The sequence below is a fragment of the Desulfospira joergensenii DSM 10085 genome (assembly GCF_000420085.1).
Lineage (GTDB): Bacteria > Desulfobacterota > Desulfobacteria > Desulfobacterales > Desulfobacteraceae > Desulfospira > Desulfospira joergensenii.
In genome coordinates this window covers 200174-223634 of the sequence record NZ_ATUG01000001.1, presented here as the reverse complement: position 1 = coordinate 223634, position 23461 = coordinate 200174, and the positions used below count along the sequence as shown (strand labels likewise).

The following is a 23461-nucleotide window of genomic DNA, read 5'->3' as shown; positions in this document are numbered from 1 at the left end:
TTTAACTATTCGAAATTATAGAGGAAGCGCATTGGATGGTGAGTTTTTCCATCTTGCTGTAGGAATTCAAAAGTCGACAACTGATTAATATTACGACATATTTTATAAAAGGCCAGCCAAACAATGCACCAAAAAAGACAAAAATAAATACCTCTGATGAATCCCGTTACAGATCATGCACAAAGCCAAGAGTTGAAAATCATCAGCGAGATCATTGATGAAAAATCCAACACTTATGATCTGGTTCCGCAAGATCTGCAAAAGGGTCGAGATACAAGTCGTAAAAAAGGCGCTAATGGAATGAGCGCTGAGCAAGTCTTGCTGTTTGCTATCGTTAAAGTGCTTTTTGGCTAATCTTATCTGGATTTGGCATTTCACACAATTGATTCCAAAATCCCGGGTTGGTTTCGCCGATAAGGGGTTTAAAAAATTCGCTTTGAACAAAAATATCAAAGACGAAGTCTGATCTTCCATTTGAAAAAAAACAAAGAGTTATGAAAATCCGGCCCCATGAAATCCATTTCTTTTATACCCTGACGGACCAGGCAGGGGAGGGGAAGATTACCAGATGGACGGGATTGATCCATCCGGACGAGGCCGCCAGATCCCGGGAATTTGGGCTTGAGAAAAAAAGAAAGGAGTTCATCTCCACAAGGGCCCTAACCCGGTTTGTTCTTTCGGAATTTTCAGGCATACCGGCCCGGAAATTGGAGTTCATCAAGAACCGTCACGGAAAACCGGAACTCAAACCCGGAGAAACAGGGCTGAAGTTCAGCATTTCCCATTCAGGAAACATGGTTGCCTTTGCCGTGGCACTTGAGCAAAATCTGGGAATTGACGTGGAAGATCTTCGCCGGAAGGTCGACCTGAAAATCGCGGACCGGTTTTTTACGAAATCGGAAATCAGGCGAATCAAGACGGGGCCCGGCGAAAAAAGGGGGGCCGCAGACCGGTTCCTCGAGATCTGGACCCTGAAGGAATCCTATATCAAAGCCCGGGGCAGGGGCCTGTCCATCCCCCTGGATCAATTATCCTTTCACCTGGACCCGGGGGGGGCGTCCATCCGGTTCAGCGAAACCATGGACGACACCCCTGAAGACTGGATCTTTTTCAGTTTTGGTCTTCCTTTTTCCCATCAGGCGGCTGCTGCCCTGAACTCTCCTGCAGGCACAGACAGCCAGCTTAAGATCCACCGCTGCCTTCCCTTTGAATCCATTGAGTTTGAACGCTCCCTGTTTCACCCTTGAGACGGTTCACCCCGTTTTCCTTCCTGATTTTTTTTTAATTCTATTCCCCTGCCAGCCTCTGGTCATACATTGAGCCCACCCCGTATTCGTCCCGCCTCATAAAGCGGTCCAGGGGAGGCCCGATAAGCTGCATTTCAGGGTTTGCCCTCTGAACTTCCCAGGCGATTTTCATCTCCTTGGTACATCCGGTGGAGTAAGTTGAATCCTTTCCGATCCACTCCGGCGGGATCTTTTGTTTCATGAGGATAAAGCTCTGGGCGATATCGTCGGCTGTCTGGAACCGCCAGATGTCGATGAATCTGCTTCTTTGGACAATTTCCCACATATACATCAGGTCATCCGCATCCATGCCCGGTTCATAGTACAATGAAGGATTGATGATGAAAAGGTCTGCAGACTGCTGATGGAGATAGTCGATAAACAGGGTCATGATCTTTTTGGCCACGTCTATCTTGCCCGGGATGGAACCGATGATGCCGCTGTAGAACATCACGGTCATGTTTTTGGCCTTGGCCGCTTTCATCTGGTCGATGATGGCATTGGCCTTTTCTTCCAGTTCCTGGTGGGAAAAATTGATGAAATCGGGATGACGGGGCTTATGGGTAACGGACAGAGTATTGTCCCGGGAGCTGATGTTGATGATATCCCGGGTAAATTGAAACCGGGTTAAAATCAACCTGTACTCCTGGTCACTCCCCCGGGAGATGATCACATCCGCCTCCTTGAATATCCGGGCAAAGGTGGTGGAGGCCAGAAGAAGATTCAGGTTCTCACTTGTCCCGTCGGATACCACGTAGATGTTGGCATCCTGTTTGAGGCGCTGGACCAGTTTGTTTTTGCTGATTGCCTTTTCATAGATAAAGTGGGCGGATTCAAGTTCCTTGACCAGAACCGGGTCTGTCCGGGTGTCGGTGAGGGAAACTTTTTTAAAAAAGGATCCTTCCTTGACCGCTAAAATCACGGTGTGACCCAGCTCGGCCAGGAATTTGGCAATGCGGATATCCACCAGTACGGACCCGGCCTCATCCGTGAGCCAGAGAATCTTATTTTTCCTGGCATGGATCAATTCCAGGAGCGCTTCCAGCCCGTTCCCCTTTATATCTGTGCAGAAAATATCCTTAAAGGTTTCCAAAGAGGGAATTTGGAGTTTTTTGTTTTCCCACAGATCTGCGGCCGAGTAAAGACTTAAAAGCCTCCTGAATTCAATCTCTTTTATCTTTTTTCTCAAATCTTCCAGGGAGTATTTGTTCATGTCGGAAAAGGAACCGTCTATCCGGTTCAGGGCCTTTTTAAAGGTTTCAGACTCCAGCAGCCTGGCTGCCTGTTTGTTCTTGTGCTGTTTTTCCCGGGAATAGGGATCTTCTATGTGGGTCCGGCTTAAAAAGATCTTATAGAGCCGCTTTTCAAGCCTTGAGGGAATGATCAGCCCGCTTTGGATCTCATGTTCATATTTTATATTGATCAGGGATTTTAAAAACAGCCGGTCATACTCCTGCTCGATGAATTCATCCACCAGTCCCATGACCTTGTCATAGGCTTTTTTGTAAAGATCCTTTAAAAATTTGTTTTTTTTCCGGGACATGATGGTTTCAAAGGTCTTGTCGGAACAGGGATAATATGCTTGGTTGTTTTCGGGATAAACCATGAATTCGGTCTGCTCCGGGGTTCCCACTTTATTGGGATAGGCAAAGGGATCAATATGGTTTTCAAGGAAAAAAGCGGTAAACCAGGCATCCCGGTCAGGATCGGCCGGAGTTTGGGCCGGCTTTGAATTGTTTTTTGTCATTTTCAGGTCCATTATGGATTTCCCTTTTCATTGGACTGCGGGTTGATTTTCGGGAAATCTACCATTTTAAATATGGTTTTTCAATCAAAGTCGGAGATCGGTTCTGAATCGGGAGAGTTGACTATCCATGGGGTTTGGCCTAATAAAGGAATATGGATAAAAAACGGGCATTCCAAATACTGGGGCTGGGTGAAAACGCCACCCCGGAAGAGGCAAAAAAGGCTTTTCGGCGCCTGGCCAAGATTCATCATCCGGATAATTTTGCAGGAAACCCTAGCCGGGCGGACCAGGAAGAAGCCTTGATGAAGCAGATCAACCTGGCCTTTCATTTTTTACTGCCCAGGCTTTTATCTGAAAAGAGTTTGCCCAGCAAGGATAAGGATGAGCCGGAAGCAAGGCCAGCCGATCCTTGCAGGGCCTCGTTTTTTTCCGCTGTCTTCAAGACCTTTGAAAAAGGGTTTCTGAGAAATAGGGGAAAAAAACAGCAGACCCAGATCCGGACCTGGAACAGGAAGAGGGGTTCCGGCATAAACAAAGGACCTGGAATGCCCGGACCTGAGTTTGATCAGGTCTTCAGCCGGGCTTGTAGAGGTTCCCGGCATGAAAGACAGAGCCTCTCCGGACCCAGGGCAGGGAGGAGATTGAAGACCCTGGGTAAAAAAAGGTTTTCTCCCCGGGGGGCCGGCCCGCCGGACCCGGGGCTGTCCAACCCTGCCTATGCCAATTTCATGAAGCATATGGCTCTGAAGAATTGTGTTGAGTCAAGAACCCGGACCTATGATACAGGGGATCCCGGGAGCGTGGAAAAGATTCAGCCGGTCAAGGGAGTCCCGCAGGTTACCCGCAGGGGCTGAAAAAACATGGAAAAAGGGTGTGGCTCTTTAGGGTCGGCTATTCAAAATTGAGGGAAAAAAGCACCTTTCCCGTTTTCAGTTCTAGAATCCGGATTTCTTCCCGGTCCATGATCCCGTAGGTGGCTGTCTGGTTCCTGGGGCTTGTGATGGAGCCGGGGTTCACGAAGATCTTCTTGTTCTTTTTTTCCAGATGGGGAAAGTGGGTATGCCCCTGGATAACGATTTCACTGTCCCGGGGAAGGGCAGGGCGGGCGTGGCCGTGGTGGAGGAAAATTTTTTTACCAAGGCGGTTGAGTTCAAGGCAATGATCATACCCCGGTAAAAATGCCGGGACATCACAATTCCCGTAGACATAATAAAAAGGGGATTCCATGGAGAGAATATCCTGCCTGATGGAGTCCGGCCTGAAATCGGGGTGGGAAAAGCTGCCGTAGCGCGTGTCAAAAAGGTCCCCGGCAATGACCAGGCCGTCCCCCGGTTCAAGAAGAGCCCGGACGGTCAGCCAGGTGGAAAAGTTGCCATGGACGTCTGCAGTGATAAAGAGTCTGTTCATCCGATCTTTCTCAAGGCCTTGATCCGTTCCAGAACCGGTGGATGGGAATAGTTCAAAAAAACGTAAAAAGGGTGGGGGGTTAGATTGGAAAGATTATGGACAGACAGCTTTTTCAGGGCCTCAATCAGGGGAGCACCGCTGTCCAGGGTCTGGGCGGCAAACCGGTCTGCCTCGTACTCATCCTTTCTGGAAGAGATCTGCAGAATAAGGGATATCACCATATCAATGGGGGTAAAGAGCATGGTAAAAAAGACCAGTCCGGCATAGACCGAAGGTTGTTCAACGAAAAATGCCCTGAACAGGCCCGGGTGGGAGATGAATATGGATATAAGGAAAAAGATGGCTCCCATCTGGCAGATGCCCAGGATCAGTCTTTTGAGGATGTGCTTTTTTTTGAAATGGCCCATTTCATGGGCCAGGATGGACACCAGTTCCGGGTCTGTGTGGCGGCTGATCAGGGTGTCAAAGAGTACGATCCTCTTGTTTTTCCCGAATCCCGTGAAAAAGGCATTGGATTTGGTGCTTCTTTTGGAACCGTCCATGACAAAAACATTGGAAAGGGAGAAGGAAATGGAATCGGCATATTTGAAAATGGCTTCTTTCAGGGATCCCTGTTCCAGCGGGGTGAACTTATTGAACAGGGGCATGATCCATGTGGGAACAATATACTGGACCATAAGGATGAACAATCCGCTTGCCATCCAGCAGTAAATCCAGGCCAGGGGACCCCAGGACTCGAAAAACCAGATGATCAGGGCCAGGAGGGGGCCTCCGAGAATGGCAGTCAAGGCCATGGACCGGATAAGGTCAAGGATAAACAGCTTCAGGGTGGTTTGATTGAATCCGAATTTTTCTTCAATTACAAAGGTGGAATAAAGGCTGAAGGGGAGGGAAACCAGAAATTTTAAAAGGAGAAGAACACCCGTGAACACCAACCCCGTGATAATTGAACCCTGTCCCAGATTTCGGGCAAAAGCGTCCAGGATCCTGAATCCCCCGCAGAACCAGAAGATGAGAATAAGGGATAGGTCAACGGTGGCGGTCACAAGTCCGAACCAGGTGTTGGTTTTCAGGTATTCCTGGGACTCTTCATACTTGGCCGGATCATAGATGCCGGAAAATTCTTCCGGCATTTTACGGCCCAGGTTTACAAGATTGAGAAGATCGGCAACGGCATGGAGCAGATAACCACCTGTCAGGGCAATCAATATGATTGCCGTGATCAGGTTTTCAGAAAAAAACATGTTTAAAATGGGAACGGTGTTAAGAGTTGATGAGTTCTCTCAGTTTTCCGGAGCATTTGAAGGTAACGACTCGTCTGGCCGGCAAAGTCATTTCTTCATCGGTTGCAGGGTTCCTGCCTTTTCTGGCTTGTTTCTCATTCACGCAAAACTTTCCAAAACCGCTGATCATGATGTCTTCACCACTTTCAATGGTTTCCTTGATAATTTCAAGAAACTCTTCCATGATTTCATAGGTGGTGGTTCTGGACAGATCCAGTTCATCCTGGATTTTTTCTGCAATTAAGGTTTTTGTTACAGCCATAAATTTTACTCCTGCAATCTAATCAGTCATTTACCAGTCTGGTCAAAACAAAATTGAGAGCTAAAATACTTTAAAAACCATGGGCTTGTCAAGTAAGACCGTGCCGGTAAGGGTTAAAATTCAAATAAAAACTTCTTTAAAAGAAAACAGCCCCTCTGGAACATTCTATTATTGCCTGTAATAATAGATTCAAATCCGATGCGGATTCGCTTTGGGATTGTTTATTTGCCTATGGTTTGCTATTTTGTGTTCTGAATTTTATATGGATGGATTCTAAGGAATATATTATTAAAAGTCAAATGATTTTAATATCTTAAAGTTTTAATACGGAGTGGTTATGACAAACTTAGAGGCAATAAGTCCTTTGGACGGGCGATACGCCCGTCTGACCCGGGAACTTGGACAGATCTTCAGCGAGTACGGATTGATCCGTCACAGGGTTGAGGTTGAAATTCAATGGCTTAAGTTTATTCTTGGAGATCTGAATCTTGCGCCGGGTCAGAATCTTGAAATAAGCCGGATTGACAGGATCGTTACGGATTTCAGCCTGGAGGATGCCCAAAAGGTAAAGGATATAGAGAAAAAGACCAACCACGATGTAAAGGCGGTTGAGTACTTTATCAAGGAGAAGCTTGATGATGCCGGTCTTTCAGAGATCCGGGAGTGGGTTCATTTTGCCTGCACCTCCGAAGACATCAACAACACCTCCTATGCCCTCATGCTGGACAAGGGCAGGAACGAGGTGGCCTCCCTTTTGCGGGAACTCGTTGAAATGCTGGAACAAAAGGCCCTGGCCCATAAATCCGTGCCCATGATGTCAAGGACTCATGGACAGCCGGCCACGCCCACCACAACGGGAAAGGAGTTCGTAAACTTTGCCTGGCGGATTCTCGAGGAGACCCGGACATTGGAAGGAAAAGCCATCCAGGCCAAAATCAACGGAGCAACCGGGAATTACAATGCCCACCATTTTGTATTTCCGGAAATTGACTGGATCGCGGCATCGGAAAAGTTCATTACCCATTCCCTGGGTCTTGAACCCATCCTGTTCACCACCCAGATCAATCCCAATCCCTCCCTTTCCCATATCCTCCATTGTCTGATCCGTTCCGCGGCCGTCATCATCGATTTTAACCGGGACATGTGGGGATATATCAGCCTGGGCTACTTCAGACAGAGGGTGCAAAAAGGAGAGACCGGATCTTCCACCATGCCCCACAAGGTCAATCCCATAGATTTTGAAAACAGCGAAGGGAACATGGGCATCGCCATTTCCATGATGGAACATCTGGCGGTAAAACTTCAGAAATCAAGGTTCCAGAGAGATCTGAGCGATTCCACGGTACTCAGAAGTCTGGGTTCGGCCTTTGCCTATTTTTCCATTGGCGTGAAAAACTGCCTCAAGGGACTGGGAAAAGTCGATCTTGACACCGCTGCGACCTCAAGGGACCTTGAGGTAAATCCCGAGCTTCTGGCAGAACCCTTTCAGACGGCCATGAGGGTCTTTGGGGAAGAAAACCCCTATGAACGGCTCAAGGAGTTGACCCGGGGGCAGAAAGTGGGTAAAAAGGAACTCCAGACATTTGTGAATGGCCTTGAAAAAGTCCCCCAGGATTTTAAAACCAGAATGGAAAGGCTGACCCCGGATACCTATGTCGGCCTTTCGGAAAAACTGGTGGATCTATATTTTGCCCGGCGAAATTAACCAGGTGAGGGTATGGCCCATATTAAAACAAATACATTCGATGAACAGATCGTTTTCGCCGGTGAAACCGATTCCCGGCTTCCCGTAAAAGACAGGGGCGCGCCCTTGGAATACCAGTGGAAGATCCTTGTGGTGGACGACGAAGATGAAGTCCATCGCATCACAAGGATTCTCCTGAAGGACTACCGGTTCGAGGATAAAAAGATTCAGATCCTGAGTGCCTATTCCGGCGAAGAGGCCAGAGACATTTTAAACCGGGAACAAGACATTGCCCTGATTTTCATGGATGTGGTCATGGAAGAGGATGATACGGGGCTGAAGCTGGTGGACTATGTCCGCAAGGAAATGGACAACTCCATTGTCCGCATCGTGCTCAGAACCGGACAGCCGGGCAAGGCCCCGGAACAAAGGGTGATCTTTGAGTATGACATCAATGAATACCGGACCAAACCGGAATTTACGGCCCAGAAGCTGTTTACGTCGGTGACGGCCTGCCTCCGGGCGTACAAGAGCCTGAAAAGCATCCAGAGGAACAGGGAGGGACTCGAATCCATCATCAACTCCTCATCCGGGATTTTTCAACATCAATCCGTGGCCAGTTTCGGCCGCCAGGCCCTTGGCCGGCTTCTCGATATCCTTAAACTGAACCGGGACCAAAAAATTGACAGCGCCTGTTTTACCGGCATGAGGGGGGAAAATCTTCTTCTCAGGGCCGGAACCGGGATATACTCGGGCAAAGAGAGGGCAGAACCGGGCAGGATCCTGCCCAAAGATATCTGGGCCCGATGCAAAGATCTGCTGGAGTCCGGCGGCGAATTTTTTCTGTCCGGCGCCTATGCCGGGGTGTTTACATCCAAGGAGGGGTTTGCCTGCCTGCTTTATATCGATACGGAAAGACCCCTTTCCTTTACGGAAAAATACCTCTTAAGAATCTATGTCAACAATATTGCCATTGGTTTTGACAATATCTGTCTGGCCCAGGATATCATCAAAACACAGAAAGAGGTGATCCTGACCCTGGGAGAGGTGGTTGAAACCCGGTCCAAAGAAACAGCCAATCATGTCACCCGGGTGGCTGAATTCTGTTATTTTCTGGCCAGGAGATCGGGGTTGGGAAAGGAGGATGCAGACCGGCTCAGACTGGCCTCTCCCATGCACGATGTGGGAAAGATAGGTGTCCCGGAAGCCATATTGAACAAGCCCGGCAAACTGACTCAAGAAGAGTTTGAGGTGATGAAGCAGCACACCCAGACTGGCTACGATATCTTGTGCAAGTCTGACCGGCCCATCATGAAAGCCGCCTCAATCATCGCCCTCCAGCACCATGAGCAATGGAACGGAAAAGGGTATCCCAGGGGACTGGCCCGGGAGGATATCCATATATTCGGCCGGATCGTTGCCATTGCAGACGTGTTTGACGCCCTGAGCCATAAAAGGTGTTATAAGGAGGCCTGGCCGCTTGAAAAGATTGTGGATCTGATCCAGAACTCCTCAGGCAGCCATTTTGATCCGGACCTGGCCGGGTTGTTTATTGATAATGTGGATGAGTTCATGAAAATCAATAAAAAATTTCCGGAATGATCCTGTTATGGAAACTTTTTGAACCAGTGTTGGAAAAGTTTCCAATTTCATTTCTGCTTCTCTGGTTGCGTTCTTTTCTCTTCCTCCCACAAAAGGGTCTTGGTGTGGTTCGTTTTGTTTCCATCTTTTGGGGCAGGCGTCCACCTTTGATCGGAAATATCTGGATCTTGTGTTAAAAAAAATCTTTGATATCAATGGGTTAATAAAAAATAGCAGACTCTGTATTTTTTTTAAAAAGTGGCAAGCTATTTGCTAATTATAACCGATGTTATCATCAATATGGTTATCAACCCAAGTATGGAGGAAAGCAAAAATGATTGTAGGAATACTCAAGGAAATCAAACCCCAGGAAAATCGTGTGTGCATGACCCCTTCCGGCGTGGACCTGATGAAATCCAAGGGCCATACCATCTACGTTGAAAAGAACGCAGGCCAAGGATCCGGATTCAGCGACGAGATGTATGTCCAGGCCGGGGCCGTCATTCTGGACACCCCCAAGGAGGTCTATGACAACTCTGAAATGGTGATGCATGTCAAAGAGCCCCAGCCCTCCGAGTACGGTCTGATCAGAAAGGGTCAGATTGTTTTTACCTATCTCCACCTGGCTGCAGACAGGGACCTGACCGATGCTCTGCTCAAGACCGGTTCCATTGGTATCGCCTATGAAACCATAGAGGACGGAAACGGGGGGCTTCCCCTTCTGGCGCCCATGAGCGAGGTGGCCGGCCGGCTGGCCACCCAGCAGGGGGCAAAATACCTTGAAAGAACCTTTGGGGGCAGGGGGCTTCTTCTGGGCGGGGTTACGGGCACGCCCAATGCCAATGTCCTGATCATCGGCGGAGGTGTCGTGGGAATCCATGCGGCCCAGGTTGCCTGCGGAATGGGGGCCAATGTGACCATGCTGGACATGGATATCGAACGACTCCGGTATCTGTCTGAAATCATGCCGGCCAACTGCACCCCGCTCATGTCATCCCCTGCATTGGTAAGGGAGCTAGTTCAAACGGCCGACATGGTAGTTGGTGCCGTTTTGGTGGCCGGAGCCAAAACTCCCAAGCTGATCACAAAAGAGATGCTGACGACCATGAAAAAAGGTTCCGTTATCGTGGATGTGGCCATTGATCAGGGAGGATGCTTTGAAACTTCAAAGCCCACCACCCATGGTGACCCCATCTATGAGGTTGACGGGGTCATTCATTATTGCGTTGCCAACATGCCGGGAGCCGTGCCCCTGACATCCACCATTGCCCTGACCAATGCAACCCTTCCCTATGCGTTGAAGATCGCCGATAACGGCTGGAAAACGGTCCAGGATGATCCGGGATTTGCCAGGGGAGTTAATTTTGTCGGGGAGAAGCTGGTGTGCAAACCCGTGGCAGACGCCTTCGGTATGGAATACACCCGGCTGGACAGCCTGTTTTAGAAGGGGATTCTCCAGATGGTCTGGGGCAAATAAATAGATTTTGGGGACCTGGCACTGATTGCCGGCCCCGGGCCAAATCAGCAAAGCCCGGTGAATTCACCGGGCTTTGTTTTTGGATGGGTTTGCCTTTGCCAGGACTATTGAATGGGGATATGTGCCCTGAAACTGCTGAGATACCAGGGGGCGGATTTGTACATCAACTGGTTAAGTCCCTTGGTTTCAAAGGAAGTTACGGCAAGCTGAAAGGTGTGGTAATCGATCTCAATATCGGGCCACCCCAGGTATTGCAACCTTTTGTTTGCCTGGGTATGGGACATATCGGGATTGATCAGAAATGCATTGGCCAGACTCCGTATGAACCCGGGAATCAATGAGGCTTCCACTCCGTTTTCCATGAGTTTGTGAATAAGTTTTTGATCAAGCATTTTCATAATATAAGGTCTTTGATTTCGTCAATTTCAACAAGTCTGTTAGGCGATTGTCAGAGGCAGTATTTAGTTGATCTATGGTATTCGAGATCAATAGTCTAGTCAATCCGGATTAAAAACCGTTCAAAAATCTTGCTGTTTGGCATTTCTTTTAAAATGAGTGGTTCCACGATTTTTAATTAAGGTTGCTTTAATAATTTCGCTCGTTTTCTTTAAAATTCTCCATATTTTAATGATTTTGTCATGAATAATTTAAATCTTTGTTCCATGGGAATTTTAAAAATTCCTTTTTTCTCGGCCAAACCAATGCTACTCTGCCTTTGGGAAAATTTAGGCCTGTCCCGGAAATTGCGGCACCGAACCTTTTGTTTTTTGGGCGGGCAAATCCGGGGACAAGAGGCAGGAACAGAAAAAAGACGGAACAGGTTATGGGAAAACAATACTCAAAAACACACCGGGAGGCTCTTCTCAAATTTGCCAGGTCATCCATTGCGGCCAAACTGGGCAGGGCAGGGGAATTGCCCGATGAAAAAATAGCCCATCTTTCCCCGGTTCTTATGGAAGAGAAAAGAGGGGTGTTTGTTACACTGCATAAAAAAGGGAATCTCAGGGGGTGTATCGGGAATATCGAACCGGTAAAAAGCGTCAGGGAAGGCATCCGGGAGAATTCGGAACATGCCGCCTTCCGGGATACCCGGTTTTCCCCCCTTACCCCGGAAGAACTGGATGAAATTGATATCGAGGTGAGCATTCTAACGGACCCGGAGAGGGTCAGGTACAGGGAAGCCCGGGACCTGGTTTCAAAACTGACCCCCAATGTGGACGGGGTCATTCTCAAAAAGGGGCACCAGAGGGCGACCTTTCTTCCCCAGGTCTGGGAACAGCTAGACGATCCGGATGATTTCTTGAGCCATCTATGTGTCAAGGCCGGGTTGAAGGGCGATGAATGGAAAAAAGGGGAGCTTGAGGTATACGTGTATCAGGTGGAGAGTTTTGAAGAGTCAAAAAGATCCTGAAAACAGTGCAATTATAAATAATTTAGAAATACAGGTATAGACATGGCCATTGACCGGGAATTACTGAGGGTGATTTCATCCATAAAAGATTTAGATGAACTGAACCGGTTTTTTAGGGATATCTTTACTCCGGCGGAACTGGACGATATCTCGCTGAGGTGGAAGCTGCTCAAGGATCTTCACCAGGGCATGACCCAGAGGAAGATTTCGGAAAAATACGGGATCAGTCTGTGCAAGATCACCCGGGGATCAAAGGTCCTTAAGCAAAAGGGTTCCGTGGTTCTCAAGGTCCTGGATGCCGGGGAGTAAAATAATCTTCTATAGCCATGGCCTCTGCCCGGAGTTCCGGGCTTTGAATACAAGACGAAGATTATTTTTGGGAAAGATCAAAGAGCTCCAGGGCCAGTTCAGACCAGAGTTCCATATTGAGTTCTTTCAGCGAAGAGGTATCCACCCATTTGAAATCAAAAAGCTCAGGGCCGGGGGTGTACGCTTGGGGTTCCCGGGTGAGTATCCTGAATACGGCGCCCAGGTGAACACTGCCCACATCGGTGAGTTCTTCATTGATAATGCCTGAGAACTGAGGGATATCCCGGTTCGGCCTTTTTTCAAGCTCTTCCGTCAGTTCCCGGATCATGCCGGCCTCTAAAATGTCCTGAAAAGAGTCGATCCGGGAGGAATTGTCCACGGGGTTGATATGGCCACCGATCCCCAGGGACCAAAGGTCATGGAGCCGTTCCTCACTTCCCTGGCGGTTGTAGACCGCGGTCTGGCCAAGGTCCGAGGTCTGGATGACAATATAGGGAATGATCTGTTTCAGGGAATTGTCCTTTTCCGCCTTGGACCGGGCAATGAAATCAAATCCAGCCTGGGTGCACTGGTCAATAAATTTCTTGAACCCTGAAGGGGCAACACTTTTCTTCTCAACCCATGTCCTGGGCAGCCGGTTTCTGGGAATACATAAAACTTTTTCTGAAGCCAAAAGAAATCCTTACATTATAGTGAACAATGACCCGGCTTAATTATCATAATAGGCCTTTCAAAGAAAGGATAAATACTCCATTCTTGCTTTCCCTGATTGGCCTGTGGTATGGGGAAATGAAAAACACAAATCTTAAGGAGCACCATGCTGTATCTGAACAAAGAAAGTATAAGTCAAATTGACCGGTCAATGATCCAGGAAGCGGTCAGGCACGCCTACCACCTTGTTCTGGACAAGGCCTTTAACATGCCGGACAGGATGCATGTGGCAGACAATGAAAATATGCTGCTTTTAATGCCCTGTTTTTCAGAAAAATATTTTGCCACCAAGCTGGTGTCGGTATTTCCCGAAGCAGGGAAACACGGTCTGCCGGCGGTGAACGGGGTTCTGGTACTGTGTGACAATCTTACGGGCCAGCCCCTGGCCTTTATGGACGGGGCGGCGGTCACAGCGGAGAGAACCGGGGCTGTCGGCGGTTTGGGTGTGGACTGCCTTGCTCCGGACAAGGCTGCCACGGCAGGCATTTTCGGGGCAGGGGTCCAGGGCCGAAGCCAGGCCAGGTACCTCTTGCTTAACCGGCCGGTAACAACCCTCTGGGTCCATGACCTCTTTCCCGAGGCTTCCCAGAAAATGGTTAAAGACCTGGAATCTGAATTCCCGGATCTTGAATTCAAAATCGCCCGGGATCCTCTGGAACTGGTCAGGGAATCCCAGATTATCATAGCGGCCACAACCACCAAGAATCCTCTGTTTGAAATTCCAGCGGACAGGGTTTCAGACCTGACAAGGTCAAAGACCTTCGTATCCATCGGATCCTTCCGGCCGGATATGAAGGAATTCCCAGACCCTGTTATTCTCGCCGCCGATACCGTTTACGTGGATACTCCCTTTGCGGCCCAGGAATCCGGTGATATCTGCATTCCTTTGAAAGGAGGGATTATCGGAAAAGAAAAAATTGAAGAATTTGCATCTTTGATGAAGAATCCTGTCCCCAGGGAGGGAAAGACCTATTTTTTCAAATCCGTCGGCATGGCCCTGTTTGACCTGGCAGTTGCCTCGGCAGTCTATGATTTTGCCGTAAAGGAAAGTATCGGCCAGGACCTGTCATGGTAATTTGAAAATCGGGGGAGAGGAAGTGGAGCGGGAAACGGGATTTGAACCCGCGACTTCGACCTTGGCAAGGTCGCACTCTACCACTGAGTTATTCCCGCTCAGCAAAACCGGATCTTTTCTATAGTAAAAACCGATTTTTGTCAAGCGGTTTTGTTGCAGATCTGTCTGTATGAAGGATTGAGGAAATCAGCATGAAAAATGTAATGGTAACGGGGGGAGGCGGTTTTCTGGGAAAGGCCATTGTCCGGGAATTGCTTAAAAGGGATGTCAGGATCACTTCTTTTTCCCGCCAGGCCTACCCCGCCCTTGAGGAAATGGGGGTCAGACAGATCCGGGGAGATCTGGCTGATCCGGCAGCTGTGATTTCCGCCTTCAAGGGGGTGGACACCGTCTTTCATGTGGCTGCCAAACCCGGGATATGGGGTGCCTATGACGACTTTTACCGGGCCAATGTCATGGGGACCCAGAATGTGCTGACCGCATCCAGGAAGAACCGGGTCCGATGTCTGGTCCACACCAGTTCCCCCAGTGTGGTTTTTGACGAGTCGGAAATGGAAAACGTGGACGAGTCTGTTCCCTATCCGGACAGGTACCTGGCTCCCTATCCCGAGACCAAGGCCATTGCCGAAAGAAAGGTGATCCAGGCCGCCCGTGACGGTCAGCCGGTGATCATCCTGCGCCCCCATCTCATCTGGGGACCCGAAGACAATCATCTTGTCCCTGGAATCGTCAGCCGGGCCGGGCGGTTGAAGACAATCGGGAGAAAAGATGACCTGGTGGATACCATCTATGTGGATAATGCGGCCCAGGCCCATATTCTGGCGGCAGATGCCCTCATGGATGATCCATCCCTTTCCGGAAACGTCTACTTTATCAGCCAGGACGAGCCTGTCTCCAAATGGGAGATGGCCAACGCTTTCCTGGATGCTGCCGGGCTTCCCCCCATAAAGGGCCATGTCTCCGCCCGGACAGCCTATGCAGCCGGATGGATTTTTGAGATTCTGTACACGATATTCCGAATTAAAAAGGATCCCCCCATGACCCGGTTCGCGGCCCGGGAACTGGCAACCTCTCACTGGTTCAATATTTCCAGGGCCAAAAAAGATCTGGGATACCGGCCCCAAGTCTCCACCCGGGAGGGACTGGCCAGGCTTAAACTATGGATGCAAGGGGGCTGAAATTCTGGCGGGGCAGGATCGGCAGTCAGGCTTCGGTGGTGATCTTGAAAAAGTCCTTGATATCTTCTTCTTTTCTTTTCAGTTGATCAATGGTTAATCTGAGAATATTTTCAGCGATCCCGATTTTTTTGGAGACGTTTTTTATGGTTACCGGAACCGGATTGCCGCTGTGACCGATTCCGGCCTTCTGGGTCAGGTAATTGGCCAGGTTGATGATCAGGGCCTGATGCCGGTACTGCACCGGGCATGATTCAGGGCTGTGGTGGAACCGGCAGGGGATCATGATGGACTGGGGAAACTGCCACCGTTTCATGAGCAGAGCGGATAAAACGGCATGGTCCAGTTTAAGGATCTCATTCTCCGTGTGGTAAAGGGTTCTTTTGTTCTCTATGGCAGCCTGCCTGACCTGCATATACTCTTTCTTAAAATAAATGGAAAAGATGATTTTACCCATATCGTGGAGAAGTCCGGGGATGAAGATCTTATTGGCAATGGCGGGGTTGGTTCTCATGGCCAGGGCCTTTGATGTGGTCGCCACTCCGATGGCATGGATCCAAAGGGCTTTCATATCCAGACTCATTCCGGATTTGTCTGAAAAGGATGAGAGGATTCCCATGCCCGTGGCAATACCGATGATCTCGTCAAACCCGATTACGGAGATGGCCCTCTTTATGGTGGCCACCCGGGTTTTCTGCGCATAATAGATGGAGTTGGAAAGCTTCAAAAGTTTGGTGGTCATTCCTTGGTCATGGGAGATGAGATCGGCCAGATCTTCGGTGGTAGTCTTTTCACTGGAGGCCGCACTGATGATTTTGTCTATCACAATCGGAAGTGAGGGAATAACACTGTCCCTCTTTTGAATCATTCCCAGGATTTTGGTTTTTACGTCCATTTATTCTTTTGAAGAAAATGTATTGTAACTAATTTTGTCATGGTGGAGGGAATCCTTTCCATGCCCCTTTTTAACCTCATCGGGATATCCCACCGCAATAATTGATTCGATCATAATATGATCGGGAATTTTCAAGGTTTCCTTGATAAAGGCGTCTGCATTTTTTGTCTGATCATGGTCTCGTTTCCGGATCTGGATCCAGCAGGAGCCCAGTTCCAGGGAATGGGCCGCCAGATGGATGAACATGGAGGCGATGGAGCAGTCTTCCACCCAGACATCACTGGCAGAGGCATCGCCGCAGACAACAATGCCCAGGGGGGCGGATTTTAAAAAGGAGGCCCCGTGGGGCTTTGCCCTGGAAAGGGTTTCAAGTAGGTCCGGCCTGTCCACCACGATGAAGCGCCAGGGATTAAAGCTTCTTGAAGAGGGGGAGCGTAAGGCTGCCTCCATGAGCCGGTCTATTTTTTCCTTTTCAACGGGTTTGTCCTTGAACCTGCGGATGCTTCTTCTGGTCTTTATCAAATCAAAAAACATAGGTTTTCCTTTCCCTATCCTGCGTATTTGGGCGTTGTTTTGTATCAGTGAAATCGGTTGATATCAATGGTTCCCCGGTCTCTCATCTCATTGAATTTTTTTCTTAAGAAGGTCTTGAAGCGGTTCCTTGTCACGGGCCAGAGCAGAAAAAGTCCGAATGCATCCGTGATCAGGCCGGGAGTAATGAGAACCAGGCCGGCAATAAATATAATCAGGGCGTCGATGAGTTCTTCTGCAGGCATGATATTGTTCTGAAGGTTCATCCTGACCTTTATCATGGTGTTCATGCCTTCCATGCGGGCCAGCCATGCCCCTGCAAATCCGGTGAAGATCACCAGAAGGATGGTGTTGAAGCCGCCGATGACACTTCCCACCTTGATTAGAAGGTAGAGTTCGACCACGGGTATGATCGTGAAACATAAAAAAAGCCTGAACAGCATAACCTTCTCCCCAAAGAGTTTTTGTATTAGGAAATTATGATGATGAATCAGGGTTTGTCAAGGTAAATCGGCTTTCCCGGCTGTCCGGCTGGTCTTTTCAGGGGCGTATCGGTTTTTTATCGGATGGATTCCGGATTTTTTTCAAGGGGGATGGGATCAAGAAAAACATGGGGGTTCCAGAGTTCGGGATCTGCCTCTTCCCGTACGGACTTGCTTAAGAGGTTGAGAAAGGCATGCCGGGAAATCTCGACTCCCCCCATATTGATCAGATGCTCCGAGGTGACCTGGCAGTCGATAAAGTGAAATCCATGGATTCTCAGATGGTTGGCAAGAGCCACCAGGGCCACTTTAGATGCGTCATTTTCCAGGCTGAACATGGATTCGCCGAAAAAGGCCTTTCCAAGGTGGATGCCGTAGAGTCCCCCGACCAGCCTGTCCCGGGACCAGGCCTCCACAGAGTGGGCAATTCCCAGACGGTGAAGCCGGATATAGGCTTGGATCATCTCCCGAACCAGCCAGGTTCCCTCGTTCTCCTGTCTTCTGGGACGGGCGCAGAACCGGATGGTGGATTCAAAGTCATTGTCCACGGTGATCTGAAAACAATTTTTATTGATGGTCTTTCTCAGGCTCCGGGAAATTTTGATATCCTGGGGGAAAAGCACCAGCCTGGGATCCGGAGACCACCATAAAATGGGTTCGTTTTCCGAAAACCAGGGGAAAATTCCCCTTTTATAGGCAAGGACCAGTCTCTCGGGCGCAAGGTCCCCACCGATACACAGCAGGCCGTCGGATCTTGAAAGCCGGGCCGGCGGGAAATCAATCTGTTCTGAAAGTCTGAAAATAGGCATTCAGCTTTTAAAATTAAAGGTCAGCTGGTCATTTTTCAGGCCAATGGAAAGTCTGCCTCCTTTTTCAAGTCTGCCGAAAAGGATTTCATCGGTGAGCCTATCCTTAATCCTTGTCTGGATGATTCTGGCCAGGGGACGGGCGCCGAATTTGGGATCATACCCCTCTTTGGCCAGAAAAGACCTGGCATTGGCCGAGTAGCTCAGGGATATATTTTTGGTCTTGAGCATGGTTTTCAGCTCTTTCATGTTCTTGTCCACGATCATCTCCATCACCTCTCTGGTGAGGGGATTGAACTGAACAATCCCGTCAAGCCGGTTCCGGAATTCCGGACTGAAGGTTTTTTCAACCGCCTTGAGGCCTTTGCCGTCCAGGGAGGCTGTCTGGGATCCGAATCCGATGCTGTTTGCATCCATCTCCCTGGCCCCGGCATTGGAGGTCATGATGATGACCACGTTCCTGAAGTCGGCGGACTTGCCGTTATTATCGGTGAGGGTGGCATAATCCATGACCTGGAGCAGGATATTGAAAAGATCCATGTGGGCCTTTTCAATTTCGTCCAGAAGCAGGACCGAGTGGGGGTGTTTCCGGATGTTGTCCGTAAGGATTCCGCCCTGGTCAAATCCCACATACCCGGGAGGGGCGCCGATGAGCCTGGAAACCGCATGTTTCTCCATGTACTCGCTCATGTCGAACCGCAGGAACTCAATTCCCATGTGGGCGGCCAACTGCTTGGCCACTTCGGTCTTTCCCACCCCTGTGGGGCCGGAGAACAAAAAGGATCCAATGGGCCGGTCCGGTGCGGCAAGGCCTGCCCTGGACCGTTTAATGGCCGTGGTCAGGGTGGAGATTGCGTCATCCTGGCCGTATATGACCCGGCCCAGCTTCTCCGGAAGGGATTCCAGGTTGGCCTTGTCCGTAGAGGTCACACTGGTCACCGGAACCTTGGCGATCTTTGCCACAATTTTTTCTATGTCCTTGGGGCTGACATTTTTCCGGGTGCCTGCGGCCTTGAGCCTCAGGTAGGCCCCGGTTTCATCGATAACGTCAATGGCCTTGTCCGGAAGGAAGCGGTCATTGATATACTTGTCCGAAAGATAGGCGGCCGCCTCAATGGTCTTGTCCGTATATTTGAGTCCGTGGTGTTCCTCATAGTAGGGCCGAAGTCCTTTGAGAATCAGGGCGGTTTCATCCACGCTGGGCTCTGAAACTTCAATCTTTTCAAACCGTCTTGAAAATGCCCGGTCCTTTTCAAAGTGGTTTTTATACTCTTCGTAGGTGGTGGTGCCGATGCATTTGATATCCCCGGAGGAGAGTGCCGGTTTGAGAATATTGGAGGCATCCATGGAACCGCTGGTGGTGGCCCCGGCCCCCACAACCGTGTGAATTTCGTCAATGATGAGCAGGGCGTTCTCTTTCTGCTCCAGGGCATTGATCACATCCTTGAGCCTCTGTTCAAAATCTCCCCGGTATTTGGTCCCGGCCAGAAGTGTCCCCATATCAAGGGAAAAAAGTTCACAACCGGCCAGCAGATCCGGCACCTGGTCATCGTTGATCTTAAGGGCCAGGCCCTCGGCAATGGCGGTTTTTCCCACCCCGGGGTCCCCCACCAGAATGGGATTGTTTTTCCTTCGCCTGCACAATATCTGCATTACCCTGTCCGTCTCATTGTCCCGGCCGATGAGGGGGTCGATTTTATTGTCCTTGGCCTTTTGCAGCAGGTCCGTGGTAAAGCTTTCCAGGGGGTCTCTTTTCTTTTGGCGCTTGGTTTTTCTGTCATCCATTTTGAACATCTTCTTGGACGGGTCAGGATCAGGTCTGGATTTCTTTTCGATCTCTTCGGAATGGGAGAGCTGCTTTAGGACATCCAGGCGGGTGATACCTTCGGATTCAAGGTAAAACGCAGCATGGGAGTCTTTTTCCTGGAAGATGGATGCCAGGATGTCTCCCAGGTTGACCTCGCTCTTCTCCGCCGACCGGGCGTGGTTGATGGCCCTTTGTATCATGCGCTGGAAACCGATGGTCTGCTGAAGCACGTACTCATCCTTAGAATCGATTCTCGTCAGCTTTTCATCAAAGAATTTTTCCAGTTCCTCTTTTATCTGTTCCGGGCTTCCGCCACATTTTTCAATGGTTTCCGAACCGGTTTCATGGTTAAGGATCGCATAAAGAACGTGTTCCACACATACATATTCATGCCTTCTTTTTTTTGCCTCACGTACGGCAAAACCAAGGGCTGTACTGAGTTCTTTGCTAATCATACCTACTCCTTTTCCATTGTGCTTTTTAAGGGAAATCCTTTGCTGCTGGCCAGATTGTGTACGGTTTCAACTTTGGTCTCTGCGATTTCTCGTGGGTAGATGCCGCAAACTGCCTTTCCCCTATTATGTACATTAAGCATTATTTGGGTTGCTTTTTCAAGTGATTTTCCAAAAACAGTGATTAGAATTTCAACAACAAATTCCATGGTAGTATAATCGTCATTATGAAGGATAACCTTATACATGGGAGGAAGCTGGTTCCTCGATTTTGACGATATAAGTGTTTTGGTTTTTGAATCGGTTGATGCCATGTTCTGCTCCGGATGTTAGGACATGCAGCACTTTTTATATTTTTTACCGCTGCCGCAGGGACAGGGATCATTTCTTTTAATCTTCTGGGAGGACCTTTTCACGGGTTGCTTTACACTGCTGCCGTCGGAATGGGAAAAGGTCAGGTCCTCCTGCTCGTTCTTTTTCATCTCATCCACCTGGGAAGGGGTGGAGATCTGGATCTTAAATAAGATGTCCACCACTTCTTCCTTGATCCGGTCCATGAGACCCTGGAACATCTCAAACCCTTCTTTTTTATAGATCCGCAGAGGATCCTGCTGGGCATATCCCCGGAGCCCGATGCCTTCCTTTAAATGGTCCATGGAAAGCAGGTGTTCCTTCCACCTTGTATCAACGGTCTGAAGGATGATAAAGCGTTCCAGCTGTCTGGCCTGCTCGTCTCCGATAAGAGCCATCTTTTTATTGTACATCTCTCTGGCCGTTTCATACAGATTTTCAGAGAGTTGTTCCGGGGAATCGTTTCGCTGGACCGCGGTCTCAAGATCCGGATCAAAACCGAACAGGGACTTGACAGCCGTCCTAAGGCCCTCCAGATTCCATTCTTTGATCGGGGTTTTATCCTGGGAAAATTCATCCACCAGGTCATAGGCCTTGTCTTCAATCATTTCAAGCACAACGGATTTCAGATCGGTTTCTTCCAAAGCCTGGCGCCGCTGGCGGTAGATGACCTCCCTTTGCTGGTTCATGACATCATCATATTCCAGGAGATGTTTTCGGATCTCAAAGTTATGACCTTCCACCTTAGACTGGGCGTTTTCAATGGCCTTGGAGATGAAGGTGTGTTCAATGTGCTCCCCTTCCTCGATGCCCAGTTTGTCCATGACCGCATGGATCCGGTCCCCGCCGAAGATTCTGAGGAGGTCATCTTCCAGGGAAAGGTAGAACCTTGAGGAACCCGGGTCTCCCTGACGGCCGGACCGGCCCCTGAGCTGATTGTCGATGCGCCTGGACTCATGGCGGGAGGTGCCCAGGATGTGGAGGCCGCCCAATTCCTTTACCCCTTCCCCCAGTTTGATATCCGTGCCCCGGCCGGCCATGTTGGTGGAAATGGTAACCGCCCCTTTCTGACCGGCATTGGCCACGATCTCCGCCTCTGCCTTGTGGTGTTTGGCATTGAGAACGTTGTGACGAACGCCTTTTTTCTTAAGCTTATTGCTCAGGTCCTCGGATACGTCAATGGAGATGGTGCCCACCAAGACGGGCTGGCCTTTTTTATGAAGCTGGATGATCTCCGTTATGGCGGCGTCGTATTTCTCTTTCTGGGTTTTATAGATCAGATCGGGAAAGTCCTTGCGGACCATGGGCTTGTGGGTGGGGATAACCAGGACGTCAAGGTCATAGATCTTTTTGAATTCAGGCGCTTCGGTCTCCGCCGTACCGGTCATGCCGGAAAGCTTGTCATACATCCTGAAGTAGTTCTGGAAGGTGATGGAGGCCAGGGTCTGATTCTCGTTTTCGATCTTGACGTTTTCCTTTGCTTCCAGGGCCTGGTGCAGGCCTTCGCTGTATCTCCGGCCGGTCATGAGGCGGCCCGTGAATTCATCGACAATGACCACCTGGTTGTTTTTGACGATATAATCGGTGTCCTTCTTGAACAGGGTATGGGCCTTTAGGGCCTGATTCAGATGGTGAAGGATTTCAATGTTGGAAGGGTCATAGAGGTTGTCGATCTGGAGCAGTTTCTCTCCCTTGGCAATTCCCTCTTCGGTCAGGGAAACGCTTTTGGACTCTTCGTCCAGGGTATAGTCGGTTTCCTTTTTAAATGCCGGCATGACGGCGTTGACCTGGGTGTAGAAGTGGGTTGATTTTTCAGCAGGGCCCGAGATGATCAGGGGAGTTCTGGCCTCGTCAATGAGAATGGAGTCCACCTCATCCACAATGGCAAAGTTCAGAAATCCCTGGGCCAGGGATTCGCTTTCGAATTTCATGTTGTCCCTGAGATAGTCAAACCCGAACTCATTGTTGGTTCCGTAGGTGATGTCCGACCCATAGGCGGTTTTCCGTTCCTGGTCCGTGATATCATGGAGGACGACCCCCACGGAAAGCCCCAGAAAATTATAGAGCTTTGCCATCCACTCGGAGTCGCGTTTGGCCAGATAGTCATTGACGGTGACGATGTGAACCCCTTTTCCGGACAGGGCGTTCAGATAGGCGGGCAGGGTGGACATCAGGGTTTTTCCCTCACCGGTCTTCATCTCGGCAATGGTCCCCCGGTGAAGGGCGATGCCTCCGATGAGCTGGACATCAAAGTGGCGCATGTCCAGGGTCCGAACAGAGGCTTCCCTGACCAGGGCAAAGGCCTCGGGCAGAAGATCCTCCAGGGTTTCCCCATGTTCCAGGCGACCCTTGAACTCATAGGTTTTACCCGCCATTTCATCATCGGACAGGGCCTGCATTTGAGGTTCAAAGCTGTTTATCTGATCAATAAGAGGCTGGAGGCTTTTCAGGATCCGATCATTGTTTGAGCCGAATACCTTTGTGAAGAATTTGAGTACCATATTAAGAGTTTACCTGACCTTTCTATTTTATCTGTCCCGGCTGCTCCCTGTTTAATCTATTTGTCCGGTGTTCGGCATTGTCCGGGTACGGTTTTTTTTTGCTGTAAAACATATAAGCATTAATTGGAGAAATGAAAACATAAAATTTAAATTTAATAAAACAGAGATGGATTTCAGGGGCAAACCAGCCGGCGCTGACGGTACCCAACCACCGTTGAAAAAGGATTC

At 49.4% G+C, this 23461-nt stretch carries 23 protein-coding genes and 1 tRNA gene; 10 read left to right on the top strand and 14 right to left on the bottom strand.

Features of this window, described 5'->3' with window-relative positions:
- Nucleotides 1-156: 156 nt before the first annotated feature.
- A complete protein-coding gene (locus tag F608_RS36045; RefSeq protein ID WP_153307428.1) occupies nt 157-354 on the top strand; it encodes a hypothetical protein in 198 nt (65 codons plus the stop codon).
- A gap of 140 nt (nt 355-494) precedes the next feature.
- On the top strand, nt 495-1247 hold the full coding sequence (locus tag F608_RS30310; protein WP_022663759.1) for a 4'-phosphopantetheinyl transferase family protein: 753 nt from the start codon (nt 495-497) through the stop codon (nt 1245-1247).
- Nucleotides 1248-1287: 40 nt separating this feature from the next.
- Here F608_RS30310 and F608_RS0101045 read toward each other — a convergent pair whose 3' ends face one another.
- Complete coding sequence (locus tag F608_RS0101045; protein ID WP_022663758.1) at nt 1288-3045, bottom strand: ARMT1-like domain-containing protein; 1758 nt, start codon at nt 3043-3045, stop codon at nt 1288-1290.
- Nucleotides 3046-3185: 140 nt separating this feature from the next.
- Between F608_RS0101045 and F608_RS0101040 the strand changes: the two genes are divergently transcribed.
- A complete protein-coding gene (locus F608_RS0101040) occupies nt 3186-3887 on the top strand; it encodes a J domain-containing protein (protein WP_022663757.1) in 702 nt (233 codons plus the stop codon).
- Nucleotides 3888-3924: 37 nt separating this feature from the next.
- On the opposite strand, the gene F608_RS0101035 is transcribed toward F608_RS0101040, so the two are convergent.
- From F608_RS0101035 to F608_RS0101025, 3 genes are read right to left on the bottom strand one after another with little or no spacing between them, the layout of a single operon-like run.
- Nucleotides 3925-4440, bottom strand: coding sequence for a metallophosphoesterase family protein (locus F608_RS0101035; RefSeq protein ID WP_022663756.1), 516 nt, complete (start codon nt 4438-4440; stop codon nt 3925-3927).
- The gene (locus F608_RS0101030; protein ID WP_341833806.1) at nt 4437-5648 is read right to left on the bottom strand and encodes a M48 family metallopeptidase; all 1212 of its coding nucleotides are present in this window, start codon (nt 5646-5648) and stop codon (nt 4437-4439) included. Before F608_RS0101030 ends, F608_RS0101035 begins: the two co-directional genes overlap by 4 nt.
- A 55-nt stretch (nt 5649-5703) precedes the next feature.
- Nucleotides 5704-5985, bottom strand: a complete 282-nt coding sequence (locus tag F608_RS0101025) for an integration host factor subunit alpha (protein WP_022663754.1) — start codon at nt 5983-5985, stop codon at nt 5704-5706.
- Between the two features lie 337 nt (nt 5986-6322).
- Here F608_RS0101025 and purB point away from each other — a divergent pair, with 337 nt between their 5' ends.
- The 3 genes from purB (at nt 6323) to ald (ending at nt 10694) form a co-directional block, all read left to right on the top strand.
- Complete coding sequence (purB, locus tag F608_RS0101020; protein WP_022663753.1) at nt 6323-7690, top strand: adenylosuccinate lyase; 1368 nt, start codon at nt 6323-6325, stop codon at nt 7688-7690.
- Between the two features lie 12 nt (nt 7691-7702).
- Entirely contained in the window at nt 7703-9271 is a 1569-nt protein-coding gene (locus F608_RS0101015; RefSeq protein ID WP_022663752.1) for a response regulator, read from the top strand.
- Nucleotides 9272-9584: 313 nt separating this feature from the next.
- Nucleotides 9585-10694 carry an alanine dehydrogenase gene (gene ald, locus F608_RS0101010; protein WP_022663751.1) on the top strand — a complete coding sequence of 370 codons (1110 nt, stop codon included), beginning with the start codon at nt 9585-9587 and terminating at the stop codon, nt 10692-10694.
- A 137-nt stretch (nt 10695-10831) separates the two neighbouring features.
- On the opposite strand, the gene F608_RS0101005 is transcribed toward ald, so the two are convergent.
- A complete protein-coding gene (locus F608_RS0101005) occupies nt 10832-11119 on the bottom strand; it encodes a hypothetical protein (RefSeq protein WP_153307427.1) in 288 nt (95 codons plus the stop codon).
- 431 nt (nt 11120-11550) lie between these two features.
- Here F608_RS0101005 and amrA point away from each other — a divergent pair, with 431 nt between their 5' ends.
- Nucleotides 11551-12138 carry an AmmeMemoRadiSam system protein A gene (gene amrA, locus F608_RS0101000; protein WP_027362338.1) on the top strand — a complete coding sequence of 196 codons (588 nt, stop codon included), beginning with the start codon at nt 11551-11553 and terminating at the stop codon, nt 12136-12138.
- A 42-nt stretch (nt 12139-12180) separates the two neighbouring features.
- Complete coding sequence (locus F608_RS0100995) at nt 12181-12447, top strand: Trp family transcriptional regulator (protein WP_022663748.1); 267 nt, start codon at nt 12181-12183, stop codon at nt 12445-12447.
- Between the two features lie 61 nt (nt 12448-12508).
- Here F608_RS0100995 and F608_RS0100990 read toward each other — a convergent pair whose 3' ends face one another.
- Nucleotides 12509-13120 carry a phosphoesterase gene (locus tag F608_RS0100990; protein ID WP_022663747.1) on the bottom strand — a complete coding sequence of 204 codons (612 nt, stop codon included), beginning with the start codon at nt 13118-13120 and terminating at the stop codon, nt 12509-12511.
- Nucleotides 13121-13264: 144 nt separating this feature from the next.
- Between F608_RS0100990 and F608_RS0100985 the strand changes: the two genes are divergently transcribed.
- Nucleotides 13265-14233 (top strand): ornithine cyclodeaminase family protein, encoded by a 969-nt coding sequence (locus F608_RS0100985; protein WP_022663746.1) that lies wholly within the window; start codon nt 13265-13267, stop codon nt 14231-14233.
- A gap of 23 nt (nt 14234-14256) precedes the next feature.
- Here F608_RS0100985 and F608_RS0100980 read toward each other — a convergent pair.
- Nucleotides 14257-14331, bottom strand: a tRNA-Gly gene (locus F608_RS0100980).
- A gap of 93 nt (nt 14332-14424) precedes the next feature.
- Here F608_RS0100980 and F608_RS0100975 point away from each other — a divergent pair.
- Nucleotides 14425-15411 carry an NAD-dependent epimerase/dehydratase family protein gene (locus F608_RS0100975; protein WP_022663745.1) on the top strand — a complete coding sequence of 329 codons (987 nt, stop codon included), beginning with the start codon at nt 14425-14427 and terminating at the stop codon, nt 15409-15411.
- A 25-nt stretch (nt 15412-15436) separates the two neighbouring features.
- Here F608_RS0100975 and F608_RS0100970 read toward each other — a convergent pair whose 3' ends face one another.
- The 7 genes from F608_RS0100970 to secA form a co-directional block, all read right to left on the bottom strand.
- A complete protein-coding gene (locus F608_RS0100970; RefSeq protein WP_022663744.1) occupies nt 15437-16303 on the bottom strand; it encodes an HDOD domain-containing protein in 867 nt (288 codons plus the stop codon).
- On the bottom strand, nt 16304-16837 hold the full coding sequence (locus F608_RS0100965) for a nitroreductase family protein (RefSeq protein WP_022663743.1): 534 nt from the start codon (nt 16835-16837) through the stop codon (nt 16304-16306).
- 44 nt (nt 16838-16881) lie between these two features.
- Nucleotides 16882-17277: an FxsA family protein gene (locus tag F608_RS0100960; RefSeq protein ID WP_022663742.1), complete on the bottom strand. Its 396-nt coding sequence runs from the start codon at nt 17275-17277 to the stop codon at nt 16882-16884.
- A gap of 116 nt (nt 17278-17393) precedes the next feature.
- Nucleotides 17394-18125 carry a leucyl/phenylalanyl-tRNA--protein transferase gene (gene aat / locus F608_RS30305; protein ID WP_022663741.1) on the bottom strand — a complete coding sequence of 244 codons (732 nt, stop codon included), beginning with the start codon at nt 18123-18125 and terminating at the stop codon, nt 17394-17396.
- Complete coding sequence (clpA, locus tag F608_RS0100950) at nt 18126-20384, bottom strand: ATP-dependent Clp protease ATP-binding subunit ClpA (RefSeq protein WP_022663740.1); 2259 nt, start codon at nt 20382-20384, stop codon at nt 18126-18128.
- Nucleotides 20385-20386: 2 nt separating this feature from the next.
- Complete coding sequence (gene clpS / locus F608_RS0100945; protein ID WP_022663739.1) at nt 20387-20695, bottom strand: ATP-dependent Clp protease adapter ClpS; 309 nt, start codon at nt 20693-20695, stop codon at nt 20387-20389.
- Nucleotides 20696-20710: 15 nt separating this feature from the next.
- Nucleotides 20711-23233, bottom strand: a complete 2523-nt coding sequence (secA, locus tag F608_RS0100940) for a preprotein translocase subunit SecA (protein WP_022663738.1) — start codon at nt 23231-23233, stop codon at nt 20711-20713.
- Nucleotides 23234-23461 lie beyond the last annotated feature (228 nt).